The following is a 21,453-nucleotide window of genomic DNA, read 5'->3' as shown; positions in this document are numbered from 1 at the left end:
CTCAGAGGATTCTTATGGCTCTTGCTCTCCAGCAACTCATCAACGGCTTGACGCTCGGTGCCGTCTACGGGCTGATCGCGATCGGTTACACGATGGTGTACGGCATCATCGGGATGATCAATTTCGCCCACGGCGACATCTACATGGTCAGCGCGTTCATCGCCGTGACCGGCTTCACGCTGCTGACGGCCTTCGGCGTCACCTCGGTGCCGTTCGCCCTGCTCGTGGTGCTGATCGTGGCCGTGCTGTTCACCTCGGTGTATGGCTGGGCCGTCGAACGGGTGGCCTACCGGCCGTTGCGCGGTGCGACGCGGCTCGCGCCGCTCATCTCGGCGATCGGCATGTCGATCTTCCTGCAGAACATGGTGCAGCTCACGCAGGGTGCCCGGGTCAAGCCGATTCCGCCGATGATCACCGGCGGGATCAATGTCCTGACCACCGACGGCTTCACCGCGCGCCTGTCGTTCTCGCAGATCCTCATCGTGCTGGTGACGGTGGCGCTGCTCGCGGCGTTCACCTGGCTGATCACCCGCACCTCGTTCGGCCGCCAGCAGCGCGCCTGCGAGCAGGATCGCACGATGACCGCGCTGCTCGGCATCGACGTCGACCGGACGATCTCGCTCACCTTCATGCTCGGCGCCTCGCTCGCCGCCGTCGCCGGGGTCATGGTGACGATGTACTACGGGGTGGTGGACTTCTACATCGGCTTCGTCGCCGGCATCAAGGCGTTCACCGCGGCGGTGCTCGGCGGCATCGGCTCGCTGCCGGGAGCGATGCTCGGCGGGCTGATCATCGGCCTGATCGAGGCCTTCTGGTCGAACTACCTGTCCGCCGAGTACAAGGACGTGGCCACCTTCAGCATCCTGATCCTGGTGCTGATGTTCCGTCCCTCCGGCCTGCTCGGCCGGCCTGAAGTGGAGAAAGTCTGATGTCGCCACTCGTTTTTGCCAACAACGCGCCGACACTTGCGGAGCGCTTCAAGGATGCCGCCGGCATCGCATTGATCGCCTTGCTGCTGGGCATTCCGATGATCGGCCTGACCACCGCCGACCAGGGTGGCTCGCTGCAGGTGCTGACGCGCTGGCCGCTGCTCGGCGCCTTCATCGCCGCGGCGTTCTTTGGCCGTCTGGCCCTGCGCTACGGGCTCGACATGCTGAAGCTGCGCCGCCAGACCCGCGACCGGCAGGCCGCCGCCAAATCGGGCAAGCGCGGTGTCCGCAGCATTCGCATTCTTGAACTGGTGGGCTGGCTGGCCTTCGGCATCGCCCTCCTGCTGCCAATCCTTTTTTCCGACAACCGCTACGTCGTCGATACGGCAACGAGCGTGCTGATCTACGTGATGCTCGGCTGGGGCCTGAACGTGGTGGTCGGTCTGGCCGGTCTGCTCGACCTCGGTCATGCTGCGTTCTATGCCGTCGGCGCGTATACCTATGCCTTGCTGGCGACGCAATTCGGCTGGGGCTTCTGGACGGCGCTGCCGGTCGCCGGGCTGACTGCCGCGGTGTTCGGGCTCGCACTCGGCTGGCCGAGCCTGCGTCTGCGCGGCGATTACCTGGCCATCGTCACCCTCGGCTTCGGTGAAATCATCCGCGTCGTGCTGACCAACTGGACCGACCTGTCTGGCGGGCCGAACGGGATCTCCTCGATTCCGCGGCCGACCTTCTTCGGCCTGCCGTTCGTGCCGTCGAGCGATACCGGTACCTTCGCCTCGTTCTTCGGGCTGGAGTTCTCGCCGATGCACCGGATCATCTTCCTCTACTACGTGATCCTGCTGCTCTCGCTGCTGACCAACGTGCTGGTGAAACGGCTGCGCCGCTTGCCGATCGGGCGGGCCTGGGAAGCGATGCGCGAGGACGAGATCGCCTGCAAGGCGCTGGGGATGAACATCACCAACGTCAAGCTCTCGGCCTTCGCCCTCGGCGCGATGCTCGGCGGCGTGGCAGGGGTGTTCTTTGCCGCGCGGCAGGGCTTCATCTCGCCAGAATCCTTCACCTTCAACGAGTCGGCGATCATTCTGGCGATTGTCGTGCTCGGCGGCATGGGCAGCCAGCTCGGGGTGGTGCTGGCTTCGGTGGTGCTGGTGCTGCTGCCCGAACTCGGGCGCGACTTCGCCGAGTACCGGATGCTGCTGTTCGGTGCGGCGATGATCCTGATCATGGTCTGGCGGCCGGGCGGAATCCTCTCGCACCGTGAGCCGACCCTGCGTCATCAACCGGCGGGGGAACGTGCATGAGCGCCGAAAACACCATCCTCAGCGTCGAGCACCTGACCATGCGTTTTGGTGGTCTGGCGGCCATCGACGACCTGTCGCTGGCCGTTCCGGCCGGCAAGATCACCGGCGTGATCGGCCCCAACGGTGCCGGCAAGACGACCTTCTTCAACTGTCTGACCGGCTTCTACAAGCCGACCGAAGGCGTCGTCTGCCTGAACCATCCGATCCGCGGCGCGCTGCGCCTCGCCGACCTGCCGAGCCATCAGGTGGCGCACGTCGCGCAGGTCGTGCGCACCTTCCAGAACATCCGCCTGTTCCCGAAGATGACGGTGCTGGAGAACCTGATCGTCGCGCAGCACAATGCGCTGCAGAAGGCATCGGGCTTCTCGCTGGCGGGTATCCTCGGGCTCCCGTCGTACCGGCGGGCGGAACAGCAGGCGGTGGCCAAGGCGGTCGACTGGTTGACCCGCCTTCACCTGATCGACAAGGCCGATACCCCGGCCGGCGCCTTGCCGTACGGCACGCAGCGGCGCGTCGAGATCGCCCGGGCGTTGTGCGTCGATCCGCTGCTGTTGTGCCTCGACGAGCCGGCGGCGGGCCTCAACCCGCGCGAGTCGGGCGAACTCAACGAACTGCTGCTGCGTCTCGTCGCCGACGCGAAGCTGACGATCCTGCTGATCGAGCACGACATGAGCGTGGTGATGAACGTCTCCGACCACATCTGCGTCCTGAACTACGGGCGCAAGATCGCCGAGGGGACGCCGAAGCAGATCCAGAACGATCCGAACGTGATCAAGGCCTATCTCGGCGAGGAAGATGCCGACGAGGGTAACGACCGGCTCCACGCGGAGGTGAGCGCATGATGCTGCAACTCTCGGGCGTGCATGCCCACTACGGCCACATCCACGCGTTGCGCGGCATCGACCTGTCGGTGCAGGTCGGCGAGGTGGTCACGCTGATCGGGGCCAACGGTGCGGGCAAGTCGACCCTGCTGATGTCGCTGTTCGGCCAGCCGCGCGTCTCGGCCGGGCGCATCGTCTTCGACAACGAGGACATCACCCGCCTGCCGACGCACGTCATCGCCCGCCGCGACATCTCCCTGGTGCCGGAAGGACGGCGCATTTTTCCGCGCATGACGGTGCTGGAAAACCTGCAGATGGGCGCGGTGATGGCCGATCCGGACAACCTCCACGTCGACCTCAAGCGCATGTACGCGCTGTTCCCGATCCTGGAAGAACGCCTGGAGCAGCGCGCCGGCACGCTCTCGGGCGGCGAACAGCAGATGCTGGCCATCGCCCGCGCGCTGATGGCGCGGCCCAAGCTGCTGCTGCTCGACGAACCGTCGCTGGGCCTGGCGCCGCTGTACATCAAGAAGATCTTCCAGACCATCCGCGAACTCAACGAGGACCACGGGATGACCATCCTGCTCATCGAGCAGAACGCCCACCACGCCCTGCGCGCCGCGCATCGCGGCTATGTGATGCAGCACGGCCAGATCACCATGACCGGCACCGGCCGTGATCTGCTGGCCAGCGCCGAGGTACGGGCGGCGTATCTGGAAGGGGGACATGCCGCGGCGTAACCCCATCCCGTCATTCCGGCGAAGGCCGGAATCCAGTTCGGCGGTGGACGTCCCTCTGGATCCCGGCCTTCGCCGGGATGACGGATGCCTTGGCCGTGGTTTGGTGTCCCGGTGAGCCAGGATCGCCTTCCGCCCCGCTGGCTCCCCTTCGGCGTCCTCGGCATCGGCCTGCTGGCGATTTCCTTCGGCGCGATCCTGGCGCGGGTGGCGCAGGGGCACGCGCTGCCGTCGCTGGCCATCGCCACCCTGCGCCTGGGCCTGGCAGCGCTGATCATTTCACCCTTCGCCCTGTGGCAATCGCGGCGCGCGCTGCTGGCCATCACGCGGCGCCAAATCGTGTTGACGCTCGGCGCGGGATTCTTTCTCGCGCTGCATTTCGCCACCTGGATCAGTTCGCTTGAGTACACCTCGGTGGCGAGCAGCACGGCGTTGGTGACGACCAACCCGATCTGGATCGCGTTCGCTTCGTTCCTCCTGTTCCGCGAGCGGCCGAGTGCGATGACTCTGGGCGGCATCGCCGTCTCGCTCTCCGGCAGCCTGCTGATCTTCTGGAGCGACAGCCGGGAAGCCGTCGCCGGCAGCAACGCGCTGCTTGGCAACATGCTGGCGCTGGTCGGCAGCTGGTGTTTTTCCGCGTACCTGTTGCTCGGTCGCCGTTTGCGCGCCGACATGCCGTTGCCGGCGTACATCTGGCTGGCCTACGGCGCCGCGGCGCTCTTTCTGCTGCTCGGCTGCGCCGGGGCGGGCGTGACGCTCGTCGGCTACACGGCGCCGGCGTATCTTGCGGCGCTGGGGATGGCGCTCGGGCCGCAGTTGCTCGGGCATTCGGCCTACAACTGGTCGCTGCGTTTCGTCTCGCCGACCTTCGTCGCCGTCGTCACCCTCGGGGAGCCGGTCGGCAGTGCGCTGCTGGCCTGGCTGTTCCTCGGCGAGACCTTCGCGCCGGCGCAGGCCGCGGGGTTTATCATGCTGCTGGTCGGCATTTATCTGGCAGCCGTCGGCGAAGGGCGCCGGCGCTGAATCTTCCCGAGGGGACAATGAAGCGATTGCTGTTTCTTGCGTGGCTGTTTTTCGCCAGCACACGCGTTTTTGCCTATGAAGTCGTGGCCGCCGAGTTCGGCGTTTTCGATGCCAGCGATCCGCAGCGCGTGGTGTTTTCGGCGACCCGGGTCGTGCCGCGCAAGGAGGGCCAGCGCTACGGCTGGATGATCGAGTTGCGCGGAGTGAAGCGCTCCGTCAGCGTGCGTGAGGAGTATGTGCTGCCGGGGACGGCGATCGAGCATCGCACCGACTCGGCGGAAGGGACCAAACTGGTCATTCCGCTGGACCGCCGCAACCAGGTCAGCCAGCGTCAGCTGGTTCCTGTTGATGGGCGGATCTACGGCGAGTGGGAAATCGGTCCGCAAGAACCCGCCGGGCGGCGCCAGCTGGACGTCGTCGTCGAAGGACGGATCGCCGCGAGTTTCGAGTTCGAGGTCCGGTAACGCGGGCGCGATTCCCGTTAGAATCCCTGAGTCCGTCATTTCAGCCAGATCAGGAGAATCGAATGGAAACCAAAGCTGTATCCGTCGTCGGTTTGGGCAACATGGGCACGCCGATTGCCCGCAATCTTCTCGCCAGCGGCTATGCCGTCACCGTTTATAACCGCTCGCGTGACAAGGCGGCGCCGTTGGCCGCTGAAGGCGCGATCGTCGCGGACTCCCTCTCGAGTGCCGTAACGCCGGGCGGCGTGGTCATCAGCCTGCTCTCCAACGATGCCGTTCTGGAAGAAGCGGTGCTGGGTGCGGGCGGCTTCGCCAATGCGCTGGGGCAGGGCGGGCTGCACATCTCGATGAGCACCGTTTCGCCGGAAACCTCGCGCAAGCTGGCGGAAGAACACGCCAAACGCGGCAGCCTGTTCGTCGCGGCGCCGGTCTTCGGCCGCCCCGACGCGGCAGCGATACGCAAGCTGTGGATCTGCCTGTCGGGTTCGCCGGAAGCCAAGGCGCGGGCCTTGCCGATCCTCAACGAACTCGGGCAGCGCGTGCAGGACTTCGGCGACGCGCCCGGTGGTGCGAACATCGTCAAGCTTTCCGGAAACTTCATGATTCTGGCGGCGATCGAGGCGATGGCCGAGACGATGGCCTTGTGCGAAAAGAACGGGATCGAGCGCCAGACGGTGTATGACTTCTTCACCAGCGCCAACTTCGCCTGCCCGGCGTATCAGAGCTACGGGCGGATCATCGCGCAGCGTGCCTACGAACCCGCCGGCTTCGTCCTCGAGCTGGGCATGAAGGATATTCGCCTCGCGCGCGAGACGGCCGCCGCGTCGAAGGTGCCGATGCCAGTCGCCGATTTCCTCTTCCTGCGCCTGCAGGACGCGGTGGCGCACGGGCGGAGCAAGCTCGACTGGTCGGCGATCGAACTGGCGACCGCGGAGGCGGCTGGAATTCCCGTGCCCGCGCCGGTGTCGAAGACATCGTGACTGAATCGGACGCAAGAGACCCCATGACCGCAGCACTGAACTACGAATATCCCCGCGTTCTCTCCATCGCCGGCTCGGACAGCGGCGGCGGGGCGGGCATCCAGGCCGACCTGAAGACGTTCTCGGCGCTCGGCTGCTACGGGATGACGGCGATTACCGCGCTGACCGCGCAGAACACCTGCGGCGTGCGCAGCATCCACGGTGTGCCGCCGCAGATGTTGCGCGACCAGATCGATGCGGTGATCGAGGATATTGGTGCGCACGCGGTGAAGATCGGCATGCTCCACGCGCCGGAGATCGTGCGTACGGTCGCCGAGGCCATCGACCGGCACGCGCTGCCGAACGTCGTCTTCGACCCGGTCATGGTGGCGACGAGCGGCGCGGTGCTGATCGAACAGGCGGCGACCGACGTGCTGGTGCGCGAGCTGTTTCCGCGCGCGGTGCTGATCACCCCCAACCTCGACGAGGCGGGGCTGCTGGTCGGCCGGCCGCTGGAATCGACCGACGACATGGCCCGGGCGGCACGGCAACTGCGGGAGCAGGGCGCGCGGGCGGTGCTGGTCAAGGGGGGCCACCTGCCCGGCGAGGCAGTGATCGATCTGTTGCTGACCGGTGACGGCGAGATGCACTGGATGGAAGGCGAGCGTATTCCGAGCCCGAATACGCATGGCACGGGTTGCACCTTGTCCAGCGCGATCGCTGCGCATCTCGCGCTGGGAGCATCGCTGGTCGATGCCGTGCAGGGCGCGCGCGCATTCGTGCGCGGGGCGCTCGCCGCCGGCGCCGAGGTGCGCACGGGCAAGGGCGGCGGGCCGCTCAACCACGGTTTCTCCCCTGTTGCGATGCGTCAGCTCCGGCTCGACGATTAACGATGACTTCGGCTTCCCGCACTATGTCCGGCTTGTTCCGCTCGTTGCGGCAGGATAGACTGCGGGCCGATTCGTTCTCGGCTTCCAAGCGCTTGTTCACTACTCCCGTCAGTTTTCGTTGGCTTATCGTCCTCCTGGCGGTCGTTTCGTTCGTCGTTCCGGTGGTGATGCCGTCGACGGCTTTCGCGGCGGAAGCAGCGTCGTCCGCGATGAACTCTCCAGCCACGGGTGATGGCGGTGAACTGCTCTCCGGACAGGCCGATGATTGCGCAGAGAGCGCCGGCGAAACTTTCACCGGTGACTATTCTCACGACGCCCATGAGGCGGACAAAATCCTGTTGTCGTTCGCCTTGCATTGGGGGGCATCGGCCGCCGTCTGGGGCGGCGTCTACGGCGTGATCCAGCCGCCCGACCCGGTTTTTTCCTTCGAGCGTCCGCCCAAGCCGGCCTTCGCCTGACCCGGACTGTTGGGCCCGGGCTACCCTTGCCGTTCCATGGCAAGGCGCTTGTTTCCCCTTTTCGAACTAACGCGGATTCCGGCGGGGCGGGCCATGCCCTTTCCCCTCGGGATCGCGACAATGGAGTGATTCAATGAAAAAAGTATTGATGGCAATGTTCCTGTCGGTCATGGCTCTCGGCCTGACCGTAGGCGATGCTGAGGCCAGACGCCTTGGCGGCGGGAAAACCTTCGGCATGCAGCGCCAGGCCGTTCAGCCGGCGCCGACCCGGCCGACGCAGCAAGCGGCACCGGCTTCGGCCCCCTCGACGGCGACGACCGCCGCGCCCAAGCGCAACTGGATGGGACCGATCGCCGGTCTGGCGGCCGGACTCGGCCTGGCGGCGCTGTTCTCGCATCTCGGTCTTGGCGCGGAAATGGCCAATATCGTGATGATCGGGTTGCTGCTGATGGCCGCGCTGTTCATCTTCCGCATGTTGTTCCGGCGTAACGCAGCGACGGCACGGGCGCCGGGAATGCAGTACGCGGGCGCCGGCAATGCGGCGAACGGCGTGCCTCGGGCGGCAACGGAAGTGCCGTTCGGCGCCTCGTCGTCAGCCGCGGCGCCTGTAGCGGCATCGGCGATTCCTGCCGATTTTGATGCCGATGGTTTCCTGCGTGTCGCGAAGCTCAACTTCGTCCGCATGCAAGCGGCCAACGATGCGAAGAACATCGACGACATCCGGGAATTCACCAGTCCGGAGATGTTCGCCGAAATCCGCATGCAGATGAGCGAGCGGGGCGATGCCGCGCAGCAGACCGACGTGGTGCGTCTGGACGCCGAACTGCTGGAAGTGGTGACGGAAGGCGACCGGCACATCGCCAGCGTGCGCTTCGGCGGCCTGATTCGCGAGGAAGCTGACGGCCCGGCGCTGCCGTTCGACGAGGTCTGGCATCTCAGCAAGCCGGTGGCCGGCGACAAGGGCTGGGTCGTCGCCGGAATCCAGCAGACGAACTGAGCGTAGTCGTACAACTCGCAGGCGTTGCGCCGGGTAGCTTGGTGGCCGGGCGCTTTTCGCAGGTTTGAGGTACAAAAAAACCCGGGCTTTCGCGCCCGGGTTTTTCTTGGGAGAACTCTCCGATCAGGGATTGACGGTCACCGTGATCGTCGATTTCTCGGGGCCACCACGAAAGTCGTCGGCGGTGTACTCGAGCACGGCCTTGCCGGTGAACTCGGCCGCCGGAGTGAAGAGCACCGCCCCGTCGGCGTTGACCAGCGCTTCGCCCTTGCCTTCGACGATGACGACCTTGGTGATCGTCAGCGGGTTCTTTTCCTTGTCCGAATCGTTCTTCAGTGCGTCGATGGCGACCGGCTGTCCCTTGGCTGTCGTGGCGACATCGGCGACGACGTCCGGCGGGTAGTTCAGTTCGCCGGTCAGCCGTGGCAGCCACAACGAGATCTGCGGCACGTAAGTGATGACCAGCAGGACGGAGAACAGCGCGACGAAGAACGGCGCCATCGCCCGGGTCACTGCTTCCATCTTCTGATTCGACACCGCGCTGGCCACGAACAGGACCGAACCCACGGGCGGGGTGATCAGTCCGATGCCGAGGTTGACCATCATGATCATTCCGAAATGCACCGGGTGTACGCCGAGCTTGGTGACGACCGGCAACAGGATCGGGGTCAGGATCAGGATCAGCGGGGCCATGTCCATCAGCGTACCGAGGATCAGCAGCAGGACGTTGATCGCCAGCAGCACGACGTAGGGATTGTCGGAAATGCCGGTGAAGAAGTTTGAGATCTGCAGCGGCAGCGACAGCATCGTCAGGATATGGCCGAAGGCCGCGGCGAAGCCGATCAGGATCATCACGATGGTGACGGTCTTGACCGTGCGATGCACCAGGACCGGCAACTGGCTCCACTTGTAGTCGCGGTAGAAGAACATCGTTACCAGGAAGGCCCAGACGCAGGCCATGGCCGCCGATTCCGTGGCGGTGTACCAGCCGGAAAGGATGCCGCCGAGGATGATGACCACGGTGAACAGGCCGGGCAGCGCGTCGAGCATGATCTTCAACGCTTCCTTGATCGGGATCGCCCGCCCTTTCGGGTAGCCACGCTTCTTGGCGAAGAACACGCACATGGTCATCAGGGTCGTGCCGAGCAGGACGCCAGGCATCACGCCGGCGAGGAACAGCGCGCCGATCGAGATGCTGCCGCCGGCCGCCAGCGAGTAGATGACCGAGTTGTGGCTGGGCGGGATCAGAATCGCCTGTACCGAACCGGAGGCCGTGACAGCCGCCGCGTAGGGGCGCGGATAGCCGTGCTTTTCCATTTCCGGAATCATCACCGAGCCGATCGACGCCGTGTCCGCGACCGACGAGCCGGAAATGGCGCCGAAGAAGGTCGAGGCGAGGATGTTCACCAGCGACAGGCCGCCGCGGATGAAGCCGACGAAGATCGAGGCGAAGTTGACCAGGCGCGAGGCGATACCGCCTTCTGCCATGATGGCGCCGGCCAGGACGAAGAACGGTATGGCCAGCAGGGTGAATTTATTGACGCCGTCGCCCATCTTGAGCATGACGATGGTCATGAACGACATGTCCCCGCTGAAATAGACCGCGCCGACGAGCGCCGTCATTCCCAGCGTATAGGCCACCGGAAGGCCTACCGCCAGCAGCAGGAAGAATGTTCCCATTATTACGAGTGCATCCATGATCGGATTCCTTATTTCAAGAGTGCGGTATCAGCTGTGGCTGCCGATCTTTACGATCGGGCGGTCATGCTGGGATCCGAACAGGATCGCCTCGATGACGAAGAGCAGGGTGGCCAGGGAACCGATCGGCAGCGGCAGGTAGGTCCAGGACACTTGCAGCGAGGGAAAGTCAGGCAGGCTCTGCCCGGTGCTCATGAAGAACAGGACGCGGTCGCCGCCGTAGTAGATGACGAAGATGGCGATCAGGGCCATCAGGATGTCGACGATGCGCGCCGCAACGGCCTTGGCCTTCGGCGGCAGGCGATCGGTGAGCATGGTGACAGCGATGTGGCTACCGGCGCGATAGGCAGCTGCGGCGCCGATGAAGGTGAATACGATCATGCAGACGAGGGCGGCGGGTTCGGGCCACGACAGTCCCGAGTCGAACCACTTGCGCGCGACGACCTGGACGGGGATGACCAGTACCATGACGGTCATGGCCAGGCCTGCAATCCAGATGCACAGCCAATAGATCTTGTCCATGGCGTTGCAATAGGCTTCTTTCATTTGAAACTACCTCCGGGGGTACGATGAAACCGCACGGGTTGGGCCTCCCGTGCGGTTTTTCGGTGCTTCGTTGCTTGTTACTTGACGGCCTGGATGCGATTGATCAGGTCGGCATAGGCTGCGCCGTACTTGTCACGCACGGGCTGGGTGGCCTTGAAGAAGGCGGGCTGGTCGACGTCCTCGACGATGGTCACGCCGGTGGCCTTCATCTTGGCCAGCGAGTCGGCGACCTTTTCGTCCCACAGCTTGCGCTGCTCAAGCTGCGCCTCGCGGGCCAGCTTGCGGACCAGGGCCTGGTCTTCGGCGCTCAGCTTGTTGAACTTCGCCTTCGAGAATACCAGGACTTCCGGGATGATCAGGTGGGCGGTGCGGTTGTAGAACTTGGCGACCGTGAAGTGGTTTTGCGTCACGTAGGTCGGTTCGTTGTTTTCCGCGCCATCGACCACGCCGGTCTGCATCGAGCTGAACAGTTCGGCCATGCCCATCGAGACGCCGCTGCCGCCCATGGCGTTCATCGTGTCAACGAAGAGCGGGTTGCCCATCATGCGGATCTTCTGGCCACCGAGGTCGGCCGGCTTGCGTACTGCCTTCTTGGAGTACAGGTTGCGCGTGCCGCCGTCCATCCAGGCGAGGCCGACGAGGTTCACCGAGCTGTCGGTGATCTTCTTCAGGATTTCGTCGCCGATCGGCCCGTCGATCACGGCGCGCATGTGCGCCGGGTTGCGGAACACGAACGGCATGTTGAAGACGTTGACTTCAGGAACGACCGGGCCCATCGGGCCGAGCGAGGTACGCAGGATGTCGATGCCACCGGCCTGGGTCTGCTCGATCATGGATTTTTCGTCGCCGAGAGCCATGTTCGGGAACATTTTCAGCTTGATGCGGCCGTTGGTGGCGGCTTCAAGCTTCTTGCCCAAGCTCTGGACGGCAACAACGGTCGGGTAGCCTTCGGGGTGAACGTCCGCTGCCTTCAGTTCTAAGGCGCCTGCTGAGGCGCTGATACCGCCAATCAGGGTTGCGAAGCAGATGCTCAGTGCGCTTTTACGAAACGAGATCATAAGTCCTCCTGGTTGATTGAATGGCTTTCGCCATGGTTTGCAAGCAGATAGGCGGGACTGTCCCGATCGCAAAGACGCGCAGACACGCGTTCGCTCTCGCTACATCAACCCGCTGACAATCGGCTTTCAAAAGCTACTTGTGCGGCCCGCCTTTTTTTTGGTCTGTATCCGCAGAAGTTGAATCTCAATATACGACAAGCTCAATGGCTGTTCAAGCTATTTTTGGAACGACATTCCATTTTTTTTATTCTGGGGCAAACATCTGTCTTTTTTTGTTGGTTACCTAGTCGTGAGTCTTCTCGAGAATCCGCTCAAGGACGCGCAGGTTGCGCACCGACTCGTCCAGAGACAGCTTCGGCTGCCGCTTGTTCAGAATCGCCGTGCTGAAATCGCGGATCTCCTCGCCGTAGCGGTCCGAGGCGGCGACGGCGATCGATTCGCTTCCCTGTTTCGTTTGCAGTGTCAGTTGGCCTGCATCATCGAGGAAAGTGTCGGGGACGAGCAGGGCGCCCTCGGTGCCGACGATTTCGCTGTAATTGCGCCCGAATGCGTCGAAACCGCAGTGCAGCGTGGCGATCAGTCCGTCGGCGTAGCGCAGCACGGCGGACAGATTGACGTCGACGCCGTGCTGTTTCGCGCATTCGACGGCGATGGCCTCGGGCTCGGCCTGCGTCACGAGACCGATCAGGTTGAGCGGGTAGCAGCCGACGTCGTACAGCGCGCCACCGCCGAGTTCCGGCTGTTCCTTGATCGTGTTCTGCCGGTCGAGGAAGAAGCGGAACGTCGAGTTGATGCTGCGGATCGGGCCGAGAACGCCGCTGGCGAGGATCTCCTCCACCTTGCGCATGCGTTCGGTATAGCGGTACATGAAGGCTTCCATCAGCAGCACGCCGGACTCGCGGGCGGCACGGATCATCTCTTCAGCTTCGGCAGCATTGAGGGCCAGCGGCTTTTCGCACAGCACGTGCTTGCCGGCGCGCATCGCCCGGATGGCCCATTCACGGTGCAGCGAGTTCGGCAGCGGAATGTAGACGGCGTCGAGGGTCGGGTCATCGATCAGGGCGTCGTAACCGGTGTGGGCCGTGAAATCGCCGAACAGCGAACGGAATTCGGCGAGTTTGCCGGCATCACGGGAGGCCACGGCGGCGAGCGTCGCCTCGCTGCAGCGCAGGATCGCCGGAACGACTTGCAGGCGCGCGATGCGGGCGCAACCCAGGATTCCCCAACGTGCTCGGTGATTCACTGCTGTTCCCCTTCCCCCGGTGGTTGCTGCGGCAACCGTTTTATTCAGCGCTGGCGATTATGTGGAAGAAGCCAGGGGGCTTCAAATGCTATTTCCTAATGGGGGACATACAGAATCGGTATGAGCGGACGCGGAGTCAAACGTCGCGCGGGATGGCGCGCTGCAGAACTTCGGTAAGCAGTTCGCTGGCGCCGTCCCAGACGATCTGCACGCCGAGACAGAGCAGGATGAACGCCGAGAGTCGCAGCAGGACGGCTGCCCCGCTGTCGCCGAGCAGCCGCAGGAGGCGGCTGGCGTTGGCGAACGCCAGGTAGATCAGTCCGGCGATCAGGGCGAGCGCGAGCAGCGCACCGCTGGTGCTGGCCAGTGACAGAAGCACCCTTTCCTGGTGGAGCGCGACACCCACGGTGATGGCGACGGAGATCGAGCCGGGGCCGCAGCTGACCGGGAAAGTCAGCGGATAAAACGCCTGGCGCCGGGCGTGCTCGGGGGTGAAGGACTCGACGAGGGCGGCGCGGCTGTCGTCCATCTGTGGCGATGCGCTGAGCAGGCGCCAGGCCATCGCCGCGAGGATCAGACCGCCGCCGACCCGGACGATGGGAAGGGAAATGCCGAAGAAGCCGAGGACGTAGGAGCCGACAAGCATCGATCCGGCCATCAGCCAGAAGATGTTGCCGGCGATGCGCTTGGCCAGTGCGTTGCGTGTCCTTGCCGAAGCGCCTTCGGTCAGACTGAGGAAAATCGGCGCGGACGCGGCCGGATTGAGGATGGGGATCATCGTGGCCAGGACGAAGAGGAAGCTCTTGCCGAGCGTCGTTGCGAGTTCGATGGTCATCGTCACTCCTCGCCGGGATGGTTCGCCTCTTCGCTTTCGGTGGCGTGGTGGCGGTAGTTGCGCACGCATTCCAGCAGTTCGTCGAGCAAGGGCGATTCCTCGTCCTTGCGGTAGGCGAAGTGCAGGTCAATCATGCAATCGACGTCCGCAGTCAGCGGGCGATAAATCACGTTGGGAAGGCGCAGGTTGAGGATCGATTCGGGCAGCAGGGCGGAGCCGAAACCACCGGAGACCATGATCGTCGCGGCGATCAGGTCGGCCGCGTTCTGGACGACGACGGGTTCGAAATTGTGCAGCTTGAAAAGCTCCCGGCAGGCGATGGAAACGCTTGGATCCTGCTCGTCGATCATCGGCTCGTTGCGCAGGTCGTCGAGACTGATGCGCGGCAACCGGCTGAGCGGGTTGCCGCTGTGTACCGCGACCCAGATCGGTTCGCGGCAGACCCGCACCGCGGCGATGTTCGGGAGTTCGGGCAGGTAGCGGTCGAAGGCGGCGAGGATGCGCCCCTGTTGCAGGGCGTTGATCTGGCGTTCCTTCGGCGTGTTGTGCAGCACGACCCGCACGTCGGGGTGGGTGGCCGAGAAGGTGCTGAGCAGCTTGGGGATGATGTTCAGCATCGCCGAGCCGAAGACGCCGATGTCGATCCGTCCGGCCTGGCCTGCCGCGACACGGCGGATCTGCTCGGTGGCCAGCTCGATGTGGGCGCTGATGTTGTGCGCGTGCTTGAGCAGCGCCGTGCCCGCCTGGGTCAGCTCGACGCCCCAGCTGGTACGGGTGAACAGGAGCACGCCGAGTTCTTCTTCCAGCGACTGGATGTGCCGGGTCAGCGGCGGCTGGGTGATGTGCAGCCGTTCCGCAGCGCGGCTGATGCTTCGTTCTTCGGCGGTGACGATGAAGTATTTCAGGCGCCGGACGTCCATGTCTTTTTCTCGTTAAACCCGACAGCGGGACTATAGCAGAGCAGGGGTATGAAACCCGGGGCGCCATACCTATTTTGTATGGGCAAGTTCCTTAATAGCATTGGCTGGCGCGATTCGAGTTGATCATAATGCGCCAAAAAAATGCCGGTCCCGGCCTGCCTTCCCGGATCATCAAAGACGGGCCCAACCTCGAATAAACGTACGGAGACACCGATGAAACCGTTCATGAACGCCGATTTTCTCCTGCCCGACCCGTGTTCGCAGCGCCTGTACCACGATTATGCGGCGCAGATGCCGATCATCGACTACCACTGCCATCTGCCGCCGGCGGACATCGCCAGCAACGCCTGCTTCCGCGACCTGGCGCACGCCTGGCTCGGCGGCGACCACTACAAGTGGCGCGCGATGCGCTCGAACGGCGTGGCGGAAGAGGACATCACCGGCCATCCTGCCGACTATCGCACCTTCATGGCCTGGGCGCGCAGCGTGCCGAAACTGATCGGCAATCCGCTCTACCACTGGACGCACCTCGAATTGCAGCGCTACTTCGGCATCGACGCCCCGCTTTCGGAAAAGACCGCGCCGATGATCTGGGAAGCCTGCAATGCTCAACTCGTAAAACCCGAATTCGGCGCCCGTTCGCTGCTGCAGAAGATGAAGGTCAAGGCCGTCGGGACGACCGACGATCCGGCCGACAGCCTCGAATTCCACATCGCCTACGCCAAGGCGCGCCAGCCCGGCGAACCGGTGATGGTCCCCAGCTACCGTCCCGACAAGGCGCTGGCCGTCGAAGACCCGGTGGCCTGGAAAGCCTATCTTGGCAAGCTCGGCGCCGCTGCCGATATCGCCATCGGCTCGTACAAGGAACTCGTCGCCGCCCTGCAGAAACGTCATGACGCTTTCCACGAACTCGGCTGCCGCGCCTCCGACCACGCGCTGGTCGCGCCGTTCGCCGTGTTCGTGTCCGAGCAGGCGCTCGAAGCGCTCTTCGCCAAGTGCCTTGGCGGCACGGCACCGACGGCCGAGGAAGCCGAAGCCTTCAAGACCGGCCTGCTGCTCGAAATCGGGCGGATGAATGCCCGCCGCGGCTGGGCGATGCAGCTGCACATGGCAGCGGTCCGCAACCTCAACACGCCGATGTTCCAGCGCCTCGGACCCGATACTGGCTACGACGCCGTCGCCGACCGGCCGATCGCCGAAAAGCTCGGGCTGTTCCTCAATGCACTGCAGGTCGACAACCTGCTGCCGAAGACCATCCTCTACTCGCTGAACCCCAACGACCTCGAAGTGCTCGGCACGGTGATGGGCTGCTTCCAGGACGGTTCGGTGCCCGGCAAGATCCAGTGCGGCTCGGCCTGGTGGTTCAACGACCACATCGAAGGCATGCGCCGGCAGATGGTCAGCCTGGCCAACCTCGGGCTGCTCTCGCGCTTCGTCGGCATGCTCACCGACTCGCGCAGCTTCCTGTCCTTCCCCCGTCACGAGTACTTCCGCCGCATCCTCTGCGCGCTGGTCGGCGGCTGGATGGAGTCCGGCGAGATCCCGGCCGACTTCGATACCTTCGGCGGGATGGTGCAGGACATCTGCTATAACAACGCGAAGAATTATTTCGCGATCCCCGGGGTGGAGGGTTGATGTAATCTTGTGTTTTCCGCCACTCGCAGCAGAGACTGGAAAATCAACTCGTCACTGAAAGGACACGGCATGGAACCCCAAGCAGACATTGCGCTGATCGGACTCGCGGTGATGGGTCAGAACCTGATCCTGAACATGAACGATCACGGCTTCACGGTGGTGGCCTACAACCGCTCGACCGAGAAGGTCGACCAGTTTCTGGCCAACGAAGCGAAGGGTACCCGGATCCTCGGCGCGCACTCCATCGAAGAAATGGTGGCGCAGCTCAAGCGGCCGCGGCGAGTCATGATGCTCGTCAAGGCCGGCAAGCCGGTCGACGAGTTCATTGACCAGATCATTCCGCATCTTGAAGCCGGCGACATCATCATCGACGGTGGCAACTCGCTGTTCGAGGACACCAACCGCCGCCAGAAATACGTCGAGAGCAAGGGGCTGCTCTACGTCGGCACCGGCGTGTCAGGTGGCGAAGAGGGCGCGCGCCATGGCCCGAGCATCATGCCCGGCGGCTCGCCGGCGGCGTGGCCGCACGTCAAGGACATCTTCCAGGCCGTTTCCGCCAAGGTGGACGACGGCACGCCCTGTTGCGAATGGGTCGGCGAAATGGGCGCCGGGCACTACGTCAAGATGGTGCACAACGGCATCGAATACGGCGATATGCAGCTCATCTGCGAAGCCTACAACCTCATGAAGAGCGGCCTTGGCATGAGCGCCGGCGAGATGCACGAGGTATTTGCCGAATGGAATCGAGGTGATCTCGACAGCTACCTGATCGAGATTTCACGCGATATCCTGGCCATGAAGGACGAGGATGGCCAGCCGCTCGTCGACAAGATCCTCGACACCGCCGGCCAGAAGGGGACCGGCAAGTGGACGGTGATCAACTCACAGGACCTTGGCATTCCGATCACCTTGATGGCCGAAGCGGTCTATGCCCGCTGCGTCTCGGCGCTCAAGGACGAGCGTGTGATTGCGTCGCAGAGTCTGGCCGGGCCGAACCCGGCGCTGACCGAAATTGCCGCAGACCCGCAGAAAAAGACGGCGTTCATCGAGGACATCCGCAACGCCCTCTACGCCTCCAAGATCGTCAGTTACGCCCAAGGCTACATGCTGATGCGTGCCGCGGCCAACGAATATGGCTGGAACCTCAACTATGGCGGCATCGCGCTGATGTGGCGCGGCGGCTGCATCATCCGCTCGCGCTTCCTCGGCAAGATCAAGAACGCCTTCGACAAGAACCCGGTGCTTTCCAACCTGCTGCTCGACGACTACTTCGCCGGCGAAATCCGGAAAGCGCAGTCGGGTTGGCGCAATGTGGTGGCCTCGGCGGCGCTACAGGGCATTCCCGCGCCGGCGTTCAGCACCGCGCTGGCCTTCTTCGACCAGTACCGCAATGCCGTGCTGCCGGCCAACCTGCTGCAGGCGCAACGCGACTACTTCGGCGCGCACACCTACGAACGCGTCGACCGGCCGCGCGGCGAGTTCTTCCACACTAACTGGACGGGCAAGGGTGGCACGACGGCTTCGAGTACCTATAACGTCTGACGGCCTTCGCCGGCACAAACGAAACGGGGCGCGGATTTCGCGCCCCGTTCGTTTTTTGGTGGCCTACGCCCGGAAACGGGCGATCCGCGACGTCACCAGGTCGATCTTCTCGTTGGCGATGACGCCCGGGAATCCATTCTCGACGAAGATGCGGCGCATGTCGTCGACCATCGTCTGGCCCATGCCGCGCAGCGAGACGACCGAGTAGCCGCCAAGGTGCGGCGTGACGATCACGTTGCGTGTCGTCAGCAGGATGTGGTCGGCGCCGATCGGTTCTCCTTCGACCACGTCCGTCGCGTAGCCGCCGATCTTCCCGGATTCCAGCGCGGCAATCAGATCGGCCTGGTTGAAGAGCTCGCCGCGGCAAGTGTTGACCAGGAGAGCGCCATCGTTCATCGCGGCGAGCTGTTTCGCGGTGAACATGCGCGAGGTTTCGCCGGTCAGCGGGCAGTGCAGCGAGATGATCGCGCTCTGTGCCAGCAGCTCGTCGAATTCAACCTTGCGGGCGTGGCGCGCGGCGATCTCTTCTGCGTTCACGTAGGGATCGTAGGCAATCACGTTGGCCAAGAAGCCGTGCTTGAGAATGCGCGCCACGGTCCCGCCGATTGCCCCGATGCCCACCAGCCCGATCGTTGCGCCCTTGAAGTCGACGCCGAGCGCGATCTTGGCGCGCTTGGCCCACTGTCCGGCCTTGACGATGTCGCAGCCTTCGACGATGCGTCGCGCAGTGGCGTTCATCAGGCCGATCGCCATCTGCGCCACCGATTCGCGCTCGACTTCCGGCCCGACCTTGGAGACGGCGATGCCGAGTTCGGCGCATGTGTCGAGGTCGACGTTGTCGCAGCCGACGCCGTGGCGCGCGACCAGTTGCAGCTTCGGCAGGCCGAGCAACACCTCACGCGTGTAGACCGGCGTGACGCTGGCGATGATGCCGTCGACGTCGCGCAGCTTCTCGTGGAACACCGAGGCCGGCGCGTCGTTGGGGATCTCCACCCGGACCAGTTGCGCGAACTGTTCCAGGCTGCGCAGGTGCTCGGGGTAGGAGATGCCGAACGAGCTCGAGTTGACGATGGCGATGATCGGTTTCTTGTCTGTCATGGTGGTTCCTCGTGAGGTCCGTGGAGTTGTCCGAAAATTAGCCCTTCGTTACCAGCCTTCGCGCACCAGCGGCAGCGGCCGTGCCGCGTGCTTTGCCTTGAAACGCTTGATCGGGCCAAGGCCGCGCCGCGCCAGCAGGGGCTCGCGCAGCGAATCACGCATGCTGAAATAGCGGTCGGCGATTTCCTCGTAGATATGCACGTTCTTCTCGATCGGTTCGACAATGCGGGCGCCGCTCATGATCTGCCGCGAGGCGGCCAGCAGGTCGTCGCCCTCGCCGTGGCGGGCCAGGCTGGCGGCGCCGATGATGCCCATTTCCGGATTCTGTGTGAGGCAGATCGGCAGGTTCAGCGTGTCGGCCATGATCTGCATCCAGGGCAGGTTGGCCGTGCCGCCGCCGCCGAGGCGGAACTGGGTGATCTCGTCGTCCGGGTCAAGGCGGCTCTTCACCAGCAGGTAGGAGAAGGCCACGCCTTCGAGGAAGGAACGCGCCAGATCGTCACGGGTACTCGCGACGCCGAGGCCGAATACCATGCCGGTGCCGATGTTGCCGATCAGCTTGTCGCGCTCGCCGGTGAAGTAGGGGAAGGTCATGATCCCGTGCGAGCCCGGCACCGAGAGTTCCTTCTCGCGCAGGTAGTTGAGGTCGAGGCCGAGGATCGCCAGCAGCATGTTGGTGGCGATCGTACAGTTGTTGATCCCGGAACCGGTGAAGAAGCGGCCGGGCCGCAGCAGGCAGCTCTGGATCAGGCCGCCCTCCAGGTCTTCGATCGGCACGTCGGTCGGCTCGCGGAACATGCCTGAGGTGCCGAAATTGCCGACGCCGATGCCCGGCGCGAAGCCGGTCATCGCGGCGGCGAGGGCAGCACCGTCGTACAGGCCGGCGGAGATCGCCGTGCCGTTCCTGAGGCCCAGTTCGCCGCAGACCGCCGGCGTCAGCGGCGCGCGATCGGTGAAACCGTTGAGCACGCGCGGAAACTGGCTGGGTTCGAAGCCGGTTGCCGCGATGGTTGCGGTGTCCCAGCGGCCGTCGACGCCGAGGCAGCCGAGCGAATTGGCCGTGCTGTAGTCGGTGAAGTACTCGCCGGTCAGCAGGTGCATGAGGAATGCCTTCGAGTCGAGCACGTGCGCCGTGCGCTCGGCGATGTCGGGGTGCGTCGCGCGGAGGTGGTGCAGGCGGTTGGCCGGGTACTGGAAGATCGGCGGGCAGCCGGTGCGCCGGTACATGGCATCGACATCGCCGATCGCTTCGAGGAAGTGCGGGTGATGCGATTGCGCGGTGGTGTCCACGAAGGTCGAAATCTTGGTCAGCGGCGCGCCGTCCTTGTCGGCGAGCACCAGGCCGAACTGGTAGGAAGTCAGCGAGAGCAGTTCGACGTCGGCGCCCCGGTCGCCGATTGCCCGCCGGCACACTTCGAACAGCGCCGCGTGCAGCTTGTGCGGATCGTGTTCGGCGCGGCCGCTCGCGTCGCCCTCGATGTTGGTGCTGACGTTCAGGGCGTCGCTACATAGTTGCCCGGCCTCGTCGACCAGCGCCGCCTTGATGTTCGTGGTCCCGACATCGATGGAAAGGATCAAGCCCATGGTATTCCCCTGACAACACGATGGTCTGCGTAATGTAATACGTCGAGCGGGACCGGTTCATACCGAATAGGCATGGCCCCATGCAACGCGCAGATGGGGGGAGTGGTCTGACGGAGGCTGCGCTACAGGGGGGGCTTCCTGAATCGACAATCGACTATTCGTTAACTACGATGAAAGCAGGTCCATTTACTCGGCGCCGGAGGCTGTTATGACCACAAAAGACAATTCTGCTGAGACGAAGACCGTCGCGTGCGATGTGTGCCTGAAAGAAGTGCCTGTCACAGAGGCCGTAGTCCCGGAGGCGACGGACTATGTGGCACATTTTTGCGGCCTGGAGTGCTATGAGAAATGGAAGAAAGGTCAGTCGGAGAAGCCTGCTATTAACCCGGCCCTTAAATAGGCTGTTTGCGGTATGATTTCCGCATGGAAAAGATTGATGCGCGCAAGCTGGGTTATGAGGGGCGAGATACGCTGCGGAAGATGGTGCTTCGACTGCGGAAGCAGTCGGGCCTGAGTGGCGTTGAACTGGCGAAGGTGGCAGGAGTTCATGTCCGGACGGTTCAGGCGTGGTTGCGAAAGGCACAGACCGCCGGCGAGGGTTCCCTGACAGAAAGGCTGCGTGGACGTCCCCCCGGCGCGTGCCGAAAACTGTCGATGGTGCAGGAAGTCTGGATTCGACAACGCATTGTGGGGGCGGTGCCCGCGCAGATGA

General features: G+C 64.0%; 22 protein-coding genes. 14 read left to right on the top strand and 8 right to left on the bottom strand.

What is annotated here, in order from left to right:
- Positions 1 to 14: 14 nt before the first annotated feature.
- The 10 genes from BO74_RS16505 to BO74_RS16460 all read left to right on the top strand — a co-directional run bounded on the left by BO74_RS16505 (position 15) and on the right by BO74_RS16460 (position 8,582).
- Positions 15 to 929, top strand: coding sequence for an ABC transporter permease subunit (locus BO74_RS16505; RefSeq protein ID WP_496443730.1), 915 nt, complete (start codon positions 15 to 17; stop codon positions 927 to 929).
- Positions 929 to 2,233, top strand: coding sequence for a high-affinity branched-chain amino acid ABC transporter permease LivM (gene livM, locus BO74_RS16500; RefSeq protein ID WP_496443728.1), 1,305 nt, complete (start codon positions 929 to 931; stop codon positions 2,231 to 2,233). The genes BO74_RS16505 and livM overlap by 1 nt, the downstream gene beginning before the upstream one ends.
- A complete protein-coding gene (locus tag BO74_RS16495) occupies positions 2,230 to 3,075 on the top strand; it encodes an ABC transporter ATP-binding protein (RefSeq protein ID WP_496443726.1) in 846 nt (281 codons plus the stop codon). Before livM ends, BO74_RS16495 begins: the two co-directional genes overlap by 4 nt.
- A complete protein-coding gene (locus BO74_RS16490) occupies positions 3,075 to 3,794 on the top strand; it encodes an ABC transporter ATP-binding protein (protein ID WP_305075667.1) in 720 nt (239 codons plus the stop codon). The genes BO74_RS16495 and BO74_RS16490 overlap by 1 nt, the downstream gene beginning before the upstream one ends.
- A gap of 111 nt (positions 3,795 to 3,905) precedes the next feature.
- Positions 3,906 to 4,814 carry a DMT family transporter gene (locus tag BO74_RS16485; RefSeq protein WP_496443724.1) on the top strand — a complete coding sequence of 303 codons (909 nt, stop codon included), beginning with the start codon at positions 3,906 to 3,908 and terminating at the stop codon, positions 4,812 to 4,814.
- A 17-nt stretch (positions 4,815 to 4,831) separates the two neighbouring features.
- Entirely contained in the window at positions 4,832 to 5,278 is a 447-nt protein-coding gene (locus tag BO74_RS16480; protein WP_496443722.1) for a PM0630 family protein, read from the top strand.
- A 62-nt stretch (positions 5,279 to 5,340) separates the two neighbouring features.
- Complete coding sequence (locus BO74_RS16475) at positions 5,341 to 6,258, top strand: NAD(P)-dependent oxidoreductase (protein WP_496443720.1); 918 nt, start codon at positions 5,341 to 5,343, stop codon at positions 6,256 to 6,258.
- Between the two features lie 23 nt (positions 6,259 to 6,281).
- Positions 6,282 to 7,127 (top strand): bifunctional hydroxymethylpyrimidine kinase/phosphomethylpyrimidine kinase, encoded by an 846-nt coding sequence (gene thiD, locus BO74_RS16470; RefSeq protein ID WP_496443718.1) that lies wholly within the window; start codon positions 6,282 to 6,284, stop codon positions 7,125 to 7,127.
- 2 nt (positions 7,128 to 7,129) lie between these two features.
- Positions 7,130 to 7,585 carry a hypothetical protein gene (locus BO74_RS16465; RefSeq protein ID WP_496443716.1) on the top strand — a complete coding sequence of 152 codons (456 nt, stop codon included), beginning with the start codon at positions 7,130 to 7,132 and terminating at the stop codon, positions 7,583 to 7,585.
- 133 nt (positions 7,586 to 7,718) lie between these two features.
- A complete protein-coding gene (locus BO74_RS16460) occupies positions 7,719 to 8,582 on the top strand; it encodes a Tim44 domain-containing protein (RefSeq protein ID WP_496443714.1) in 864 nt (287 codons plus the stop codon).
- Between the two features lie 123 nt (positions 8,583 to 8,705).
- Here BO74_RS16460 and BO74_RS16455 read toward each other — a convergent pair whose 3' ends face one another.
- The 6 genes from BO74_RS16455 to BO74_RS16430 form a co-directional block, all read right to left on the bottom strand.
- On the bottom strand, positions 8,706 to 10,280 hold the full coding sequence (locus tag BO74_RS16455; protein ID WP_496443712.1) for a TRAP transporter large permease subunit: 1,575 nt from the start codon (positions 10,278 to 10,280) through the stop codon (positions 8,706 to 8,708).
- A 30-nt stretch (positions 10,281 to 10,310) separates the two neighbouring features.
- Positions 10,311 to 10,826: a TRAP transporter small permease gene (locus BO74_RS16450; protein WP_496443710.1), complete on the bottom strand. Its 516-nt coding sequence runs from the start codon at positions 10,824 to 10,826 to the stop codon at positions 10,311 to 10,313.
- A gap of 77 nt (positions 10,827 to 10,903) precedes the next feature.
- Positions 10,904 to 11,884: a TRAP transporter substrate-binding protein gene (locus BO74_RS16445; protein WP_496443708.1), complete on the bottom strand. Its 981-nt coding sequence runs from the start codon at positions 11,882 to 11,884 to the stop codon at positions 10,904 to 10,906.
- Positions 11,885 to 12,167: 283 nt separating this feature from the next.
- A complete protein-coding gene (locus BO74_RS16440; RefSeq protein WP_496443706.1) occupies positions 12,168 to 13,127 on the bottom strand; it encodes a Gfo/Idh/MocA family protein in 960 nt (319 codons plus the stop codon).
- Positions 13,128 to 13,263: 136 nt separating this feature from the next.
- Positions 13,264 to 13,962, bottom strand: coding sequence for a MarC family protein (locus BO74_RS16435; protein ID WP_496443704.1), 699 nt, complete (start codon positions 13,960 to 13,962; stop codon positions 13,264 to 13,266).
- 2 nt (positions 13,963 to 13,964) lie between these two features.
- Positions 13,965 to 14,882 carry a LysR family transcriptional regulator gene (locus tag BO74_RS16430; RefSeq protein WP_496443703.1) on the bottom strand — a complete coding sequence of 306 codons (918 nt, stop codon included), beginning with the start codon at positions 14,880 to 14,882 and terminating at the stop codon, positions 13,965 to 13,967.
- Positions 14,883 to 15,095: 213 nt separating this feature from the next.
- Here BO74_RS16430 and uxaC point away from each other — a divergent pair, with 213 nt between their 5' ends.
- Together uxaC and gnd are read left to right on the top strand one after the other, a co-directional pair.
- Positions 15,096 to 16,517 (top strand): glucuronate isomerase, encoded by a 1,422-nt coding sequence (gene uxaC, locus BO74_RS16425; protein ID WP_496443701.1) that lies wholly within the window; start codon positions 15,096 to 15,098, stop codon positions 16,515 to 16,517.
- Positions 16,518 to 16,586: 69 nt separating this feature from the next.
- A complete protein-coding gene (gene gnd, locus BO74_RS16420) occupies positions 16,587 to 18,059 on the top strand; it encodes a decarboxylating NADP(+)-dependent phosphogluconate dehydrogenase (protein ID WP_496443699.1) in 1,473 nt (490 codons plus the stop codon).
- Between the two features lie 63 nt (positions 18,060 to 18,122).
- On the opposite strand, the gene BO74_RS16415 is transcribed toward gnd, so the two are convergent.
- Positions 18,123 to 19,157 (bottom strand): NAD(P)-dependent oxidoreductase, encoded by a 1,035-nt coding sequence (locus BO74_RS16415; protein ID WP_496443697.1) that lies wholly within the window; start codon positions 19,155 to 19,157, stop codon positions 18,123 to 18,125.
- 48 nt (positions 19,158 to 19,205) lie between these two features.
- The gene (locus tag BO74_RS16410) at positions 19,206 to 20,741 is read right to left on the bottom strand and encodes a gluconokinase (RefSeq protein ID WP_496443695.1); all 1,536 of its coding nucleotides are present in this window, start codon (positions 20,739 to 20,741) and stop codon (positions 19,206 to 19,208) included.
- 208 nt (positions 20,742 to 20,949) lie between these two features.
- Between BO74_RS16410 and BO74_RS16405 the strand changes: the two genes are divergently transcribed.
- On the top strand, positions 20,950 to 21,141 hold the full coding sequence (locus BO74_RS16405) for a DUF3330 domain-containing protein (RefSeq protein ID WP_496443693.1): 192 nt from the start codon (positions 20,950 to 20,952) through the stop codon (positions 21,139 to 21,141).
- 23 nt (positions 21,142 to 21,164) lie between these two features.
- The coding region (locus BO74_RS16400; protein ID WP_496443691.1) for a helix-turn-helix domain-containing protein at positions 21,165 to 21,453 on the top strand (289 nt) is incomplete at its 3' end.

This window comes from Propionivibrio pelophilus DSM 12018 (genome assembly GCF_059569095.1).
This window is presented reverse-complemented; position numbering and strand designations above follow the sequence as displayed.